General features: G+C 30.7%; 9 protein-coding genes. 8 read left to right on the forward strand and 1 reads right to left on the reverse strand.

What is annotated here, in order from left to right; genetic code table 11:
• Nucleotides 1-30 precede the first annotated feature (30 nt).
• Nucleotides 31-1,092: a ParB/RepB/Spo0J family partition protein gene (locus HHU12_RS21530; protein WP_169658806.1), complete on the reverse strand. Its 1,062-nt coding sequence runs from the start codon at nucleotides 1,090-1,092 to the stop codon at nucleotides 31-33.
• Between the two features lie 614 nt (nucleotides 1,093-1,706).
• On the opposite strand from HHU12_RS21530, the gene HHU12_RS21535 reads away from it, so the two are divergent.
• The 8 genes from HHU12_RS21535 (at nucleotide 1,707) to HHU12_RS21570 (ending at nucleotide 6,701) form a co-directional block, all read left to right on the forward strand.
• The gene (locus HHU12_RS21535; RefSeq protein WP_169658807.1) at nucleotides 1,707-2,024 is read left to right on the forward strand and encodes a hypothetical protein; all 318 of its coding nucleotides are present in this window, start codon (nucleotides 1,707-1,709) and stop codon (nucleotides 2,022-2,024) included.
• A gap of 78 nt (nucleotides 2,025-2,102) precedes the next feature.
• Nucleotides 2,103-2,477 carry a hypothetical protein gene (locus tag HHU12_RS21540; protein WP_169658808.1) on the forward strand — a complete coding sequence of 125 codons (375 nt, stop codon included), beginning with the start codon at nucleotides 2,103-2,105 and terminating at the stop codon, nucleotides 2,475-2,477.
• A 12-nt stretch (nucleotides 2,478-2,489) separates the two neighbouring features.
• Nucleotides 2,490-2,699, forward strand: coding sequence for a hypothetical protein (locus HHU12_RS21545; protein ID WP_169658809.1), 210 nt, complete (start codon nucleotides 2,490-2,492; stop codon nucleotides 2,697-2,699).
• A gap of 149 nt (nucleotides 2,700-2,848) precedes the next feature.
• Entirely contained in the window at nucleotides 2,849-3,271 is a 423-nt protein-coding gene (locus tag HHU12_RS21550; protein WP_205959954.1) for a hypothetical protein, read from the forward strand.
• A gap of 183 nt (nucleotides 3,272-3,454) precedes the next feature.
• On the forward strand, nucleotides 3,455-3,949 hold the full coding sequence (locus HHU12_RS21555) for a hypothetical protein (RefSeq protein WP_169658811.1): 495 nt from the start codon (nucleotides 3,455-3,457) through the stop codon (nucleotides 3,947-3,949).
• 76 nt (nucleotides 3,950-4,025) lie between these two features.
• Nucleotides 4,026-4,550 (forward strand): hypothetical protein, encoded by a 525-nt coding sequence (locus HHU12_RS21560; RefSeq protein WP_169658812.1) that lies wholly within the window; start codon nucleotides 4,026-4,028, stop codon nucleotides 4,548-4,550.
• 312 nt (nucleotides 4,551-4,862) lie between these two features.
• Complete coding sequence (locus HHU12_RS21565) at nucleotides 4,863-5,168, forward strand: hypothetical protein (protein ID WP_169658813.1); 306 nt, start codon at nucleotides 4,863-4,865, stop codon at nucleotides 5,166-5,168.
• A gap of 999 nt (nucleotides 5,169-6,167) precedes the next feature.
• The gene (locus HHU12_RS21570) at nucleotides 6,168-6,701 is read left to right on the forward strand and encodes a transposase family protein (RefSeq protein WP_169658814.1); all 534 of its coding nucleotides are present in this window, start codon (nucleotides 6,168-6,170) and stop codon (nucleotides 6,699-6,701) included.
• Nucleotides 6,702-6,754 lie beyond the last annotated feature (53 nt).

Here is a 6,754-nt window from a genome sequence, read left to right on the forward strand (position 1 = left end):
GGTCCCTTTTGGAAGGAGATCATTTATCGTTTAATCTGTTGACGCTTCCTTTTCCAACTTTTCTTTTTTCAACCTCCCCTTAAAATCCTCCATTTCATACACTTTATTTATGATCGGCTCACACTTTCGTTCAAAAATTTCCTCATCAACATCAGGGAACTGTTTTACATAATCATCGGGGTTGTATTCATCATTATCCTTTCTGATCACTTTTGCGAGTTGCCTCATATACTCATACAAGATATCAAGCACATAAGGCTCTTTCAGCAACTGAGAATTAGCCAACAGTTCCAAAGCATAATTGACATCCTTCGCTCTCTCTTTTGGAATACGGTAGTTATTGATGTTATTTTGGATATAAAGCGAGAGTACAAAATTGACTGCTTCAAGATAAGGAACCGTCAACTGCATAATTTTCTTTTCACGCTCAGGCGTAGGGCTTTTATCCAGTTTCTTTTGCAAACGCTCAATTTCCTTTTGATGCAGTTCATCTTTCAACTCAGTATATGCCTTATGAATCGACTTTTCCCCGTTGATCACCTGTTGCATTTCCTCCAAAGTCCTTTCCTTCTGCAACTTATTGAACTTAGTCACATTGGCTCTGGAAACATTAGCAATCTTCGCTATCTCATCATTGGTATTAATTGCTTTTTCACCTTTGGCTAAATTTAGCCTAACCCCCGATGCTTGGTTTTGCTTCGCTTTTTTAGCTAAAAATTCTGTCAGCTTCTTCGCCAGATCAATACGCTCTGCATCTGTCGTATTACGTCTACCGAGCTGATTTTTAAGCATCCATATTTTGATTTCCTCCAGGTTATCAAACGACAACTGAATTGTAGGAAATTCCTCAATCCCCAACTCCTGACCAACTTTGAAGCGATGATGACCATCCATAAGCACCTTCTTGCCTTCATATTCCGGCAAGTTATCTGCCAATATCAAAGCATCACGAATCCCTTCCGCCTGTATCGACTGCCTAAACTGCTCCAGCTCCGACGGCTGTTGCTTTCGGATATACTGTTCTAACTCTTCGAGTATAAAAATGTTATCTGCAGTGAGGTAGGTGAGGGAAGAAGTGGAGGTTTTATTCATGGATTTATTTTTATGGTGGAGGAAGTCTGAATTTTAGAAGGTGATTTTTTTCTAGTGCAAGTTAAGAAAATTAGTGAAGTGGAGTTTCTACTTTTTTGATTTTAGAACTGTAAACTTTTTCATCATCATCTATGCTAACTAGTGGTACCAATTGATATAAAAAAACATAAACGCTTTTTGTGTAACTTAATTTGATCGTCAAAGTATATTATATCAATATAAATTCAAACGAATGATTTATTTGTGTGTTGAAGCTAAAGTTTCTAGAGAGTATAATAAAGAAAATTTAACTGAAAATAGGGTTTTTATGTTTGAATTTCGCTTCTATAAATAGAAACTAGATAAGTAAATATGAAAAAGAGATATTATTTCCTTTTGAATTGCATTCTAATTATTCCGATTGCAATCATCACATTTAATGCTACTCAAATAGTCGATGATAGGCATCCGACCTACTTCATAGGTTGGTATATGGGAATATTCCTTTGGGCATTTCCTGCATTATGCTTCATTGAATTAATCATTCACTCACTATTCAGTAAGTGTGTTAGTAAAATCAAATAAACTTAAATTATTAGAGATATTAGGTATTAAGAAATAACATAATTAAAAAAATGGAAAATACAGAAGGATTAAGAGTATTAGCGATGTATGAAAGGTATAAGAATGGAGGCATAAAATTTTCGCAATTCATTTTTGAATACTATTTACGTGTGTTAGGATTACATTTTATGAAAATTATTCCCTATTTATTTATTGGTTTCATAATATCATTTTTCGTAGAAATGCAATGGGGGATTTATATATCATTTTATTTATTTCCAGTTTTTATTAAACATTTTTTCTATAAGACTTTTCTCATTTATAGTTCTCCTACAGGTGTTTACCTACGAGCCTTTATGAAATATGAAGAAGGTAAAATAGTAATATAATACCTAGTATATTTCAATACTTGTCGCTTTTACTTTTTTTAATCAATATGATGTTATCAAATACATTTTTAGAGAAAAATGAAAAATAGATATTATTTAGTAGCAAGTGCAGTGATCGCACTAATTGTAACCTTAGTTAGCCCTTCTGAAACTTTTGGATCTTTTATCGGATTAAATGTAAGGTGGTTTTTCAATTTAATAGGGGCCAATGCAATATTCTTTGAAACAAAAAAGAGAACCACTTATATTCCAAAAGCCTACTATTTTATTTTCATCATAATTCTATTAGGTGTTGGTATTAATGTAGATGCAGAATTAGAGACTGAGACATTAACAGAATCAATGGTTAGATATAGTTTACTGCTACTTGAGTGTTCTATTTGGTTCATTGGAATTGACAAGTTCATTAGAAGTTTCTCTAAGAAAAAGACACAAACAATCATCAAATCATAAATAAATAATGAAGTGATAAAAAGAAGAAGAAACATATCTGAAACCTGGCAATTACATATTTTAGCAGTAATTATCGTAGGGCCGGATATAGCATTAAGAGATTTGTCAGACACAATAGGTATTTTTGGTTTTATCCGTATGATAATAGCTTATTTAATAGCATATTCAATAACATGGATTGGTTTCAAAATCGTAGATGGAGTGAAGAAGTTATTAAATTAATATGCCTTATGAAGGAGTCATAATATTAATTAAGAAACAATTAATACTTATGCTATTAAAATTGAAGTACATTTATTATTAGGATTTATTTAATAGTATAAACCTGATACTTATTTATCAATCAAATAACATTATTTAAAATGACATCTATGTTAGAAGTAGTAATCGTATCATTATTTTTCATTGCAATATATTTTTACCAGGAGAATAAAAAATTTCAAAAGCAATTGATGGTAGAGTTGAGTAAGAAAGATGAGCCACTCTTCACAGAAAACTCTTTCCCATTTAATCAAGACGCATTGTTCTTTTTAAAAGCTTCATCATCGAAGAAAGAGTTTGCTTCATACATTAATTTCTTTAAAGAACAATTGAAGTTTGATGAAGAGCGTATGACATACGATGAATTCAATGATCAGAAGATTACCCTAAGTAATATGCATAGACTTAAAAAAGTCACTGATTGGAGTACCGAAAATAGTCTATGGTATGATGATGCTAAGTCATCTTATGCTAAAGTTAATACATCGTACACTTACAAAAGAAATGAACTGTACAAGTACATAAACAGTTAATTTCAATTGTAGATTGACTTATTAACCTTTCACCGTTAGTATAAGAATCAAAATATCGATTTACAGTTAACTGAAATAGTTAACCACTAATTGAATACTCTGGACATTAGAGTAATAGATACAAAAAAATAGGGTTTATATGGGTGAACTGTTCTACTCTAAATGAATACTAAATAAGTAAATATGAGACAATTTCTTAGATTTAACACGTTATTTTATACATCTATAATATTGGCGATGTTAGCCATTACACATAATGTAAAGGCTCAAGAAGATTTTATGATAAACACAGGTTATGTATCAACTAGAACCACTTTATTAAACTTTAATAACGGAGTTTCGTCAAGAGATCTACATCCTAATTCAATGATAATGCTAACCATTGAAGGAGATAAATATAGATTAGCATACTTATGTATTGATGAATTATCAGACGAAGCTATTGAAGGCAGTTATGAAATAGTAAAAACAAAAAGTAATGGTTTTAAGTATGAATTTGATCCAGTGAAAATAGGTGATCCAAAAGTTAATATATTTATCCCCGATGGGGGAAATACATGGAATATTATAGTACGATACTTTGATGGTAGATTAATTAATATGAGTGGTGTAAGAGAGATTACACCTGAGGAATATAAAATATTGTCAACGGGAAAGTCTCCTTATACATCTAAATAATAAATGGGTAACTATTATGGGGAAAAGGAAAGGGACATTAATTACAAGGATTTATTTTGTTAAATATGAATAGACCATGAAAAAAATAATTTTATTTATCTCTACAATCATATCACTTTCAATAATATCAAATGCTCAAGAAGTCTATAAAGATTGGGTCGTGAAACCAACTCCACCCGGAGGAGTATATGTAATTACTACTGAAAATTGGAATTTTAACTCAGAAGAGACAGTAGCATGTAAGCTATCATATATTAGGTCACAAGGTGACTTTGTAGCAGTATCATTTGAAGCTAAATATTGGAACCCGATTAAGGAGGAATGGAATAATGTTTTGTGGAAGGATCCAAAAGGGAAACCTTCAGTATTTTTGGATGATACTGGTTTATACTTTTCACCATTAGATGACAGAAAAGCACTTGTAATGTATGATATAGATAAGGGACAGAGAATAGAAAAAGTTATAGGTAAATTATCATCTGAAGATAAAGTGACTTTATATTTTAATGTAGATGGAGAAGTGATAGCTATTGATCAATCATGTAAAGGTTTTATTGCAGCCTACTTAAAGATGACTGAAAAAAGTATTCTAGCGAAATAAGTACTTATTTAGAAGCATTTTTCCTATTTGATCATGGAATTAATCATTTAATAAGTGATATGGGTGTACCAATGAGATATTTAGTTCATTAGTAGCCATCAATATAACAACTATGGAAAACAAAGTTTATAATATGCCATATTATCAAGTATCACGAACTCTCCGAGGACATAGCATTAAGAGAAGTTATAAAGTTGTAGTAAATTATGTTAGTGATAAAGGAGTTACATGGAGCTACCCTTGGTCGGAAATAATTAACCTAGAGACTGGTCAAAAAGTACAAGAGGAATTAAAACAGAAAATTAAATAATAATGAAAAATGACAAGTTTTTAAAACTGATTTTGACAGTGATTGCGGCTGGTATTTGGATGATAGTACTGCAAAATTTTAATTCATTTGGGACTGAACAAACAGTGTATGTCCGTGGAGGACAGATGAGTGTTAATAACACAGTTGATGTTAATGTAGACAATGCAGTTAATGTCCGAGGAACCGTTAATGTTGGTAACACTGTCGATGTTAATTTAGATGAGGTTCTTGGTTACCCCGTTGGTTGTAGAAGATCATATACAATTGACGGTAAGCAATACAATTCTATTGATGTAAATGTCAGATAAGGTTGAGGTTATTTGAAGTTTCGAATATTTATTCATTAGGGTTTTCCTCTCTAATATTCCCTTCTTAGAATAGAAAATTAATTAGTTTGAAAAAACTATTTATTATTTATGAAAAAAATCAATCTAAGATCAGGAGTTTACACAGTTTGTGATACACTCCCGAAAGACACTCTTTCACTAAGTGTGTAACTTCCTATATCTTGAAAGGCTAATAAGTCAAACTTCTCTTTTTAATGAGGAAGTTTGACTTATTAGCCTTTTATTGTTTATATAATAATCAAAATATCGGATTACAGTTAACTGCAATAGCTAACCATTAATAGAATACTCTGGATCTTCCACTTTATCAACCTTTTTTAGAATCTGATCTAATTCTTCAAAGTCTCTTTTCAGAAAAGCAACCCTATTAGGGTTCAGATTTTTCTTTTCTAACTCTTAACATTCTTTGATAATACGTTTCTGCTTAACCATTATCGATGATCTGATAAACATCAGTTCTAGGTTTGTAACATTAAGGTTTGGCATAATTAAAAGTTTAAGTTGATTACTGTAATAAATATAGCTTTGGAGAGCGTATTCTTAGGTATGTTGTGGAATTTATGTGAATTTAAGAATAGTAATAAGTTTTCTATAGACTCCTATTTCTGATCAATTCGATCAAGTTCAAAAAAAACTATAGTATTTAGTTTACACTTCTAAGCATTTTTTAGGAAAAATAGGGTATTAATAAAGAAAGTTCTACTGAAAATAGGGTTTATGGAAGTGAATTTCACATATAGAAATGATAACCATATAATAAATTGATCTAAGAGTATAAAGCTCACTTCCATCTAGTAGATAGATTTGTTATCACTGTAAAAATTAAATTCATACATCTAGTTATGTTTTTAATTCATAATTAGACTTTATCACGGTCAATATATTATGAAGAAAAAAATGGCTTAATGTATTAGTTTTGTTAGACGCCAATCCAAACAAACCTATTACAACTAAGCCATCTTGAACAAACTTAATCCATTGACCTCATTAACTCAAGTAGAGTTTGAATTTTTATTGAAAGAATTTTCTAAACAAGTAGAGGGTAAGATTTTACATTTCACTCTGAAGGGGAAAAGAAGATCCTATCCTAAATTTAAAGAATCAAAACTGTCGAGTTTATATGGAAGTTCTAAAAAACTAGAGTTCATTTTGATCTATATAAAAGAGCATCCTAATCAGCATTTTATGGCATCTCATTTTAATATGAGTCAATCAAAAGTAAGTGAATGGATAGCATTTCTTTTACCTGTTTTATTTCATAGTCTAGAGAAATGCTCTTTAGTTTTTCACTCGAATGAGTCTTTTGAAATCCCCGAAAATTTAGATAACATTCTCTGTGATGTAACAGAAAGACAGATCACTAGAAGTATTGATAATGATGTTCAAAAAGAATATTATAGCGGAAAAAAGAAATCTCACACTGTTAAAAATCTAGCTTTTACAGATCACACCGGTTTTATTCACTTGGGGCTGTCGCAAAACTACTTTTTGTAAGATTAATCATTATGTTTAAATTATAACATAATGATTAATCGCTATGCAACCAA

It is taken from the genome of Flammeovirga aprica JL-4, from assembly GCF_012844305.1.
Lineage (GTDB): Bacteria > Bacteroidota > Bacteroidia > Cytophagales > Flammeovirgaceae > Flammeovirga > Flammeovirga aprica.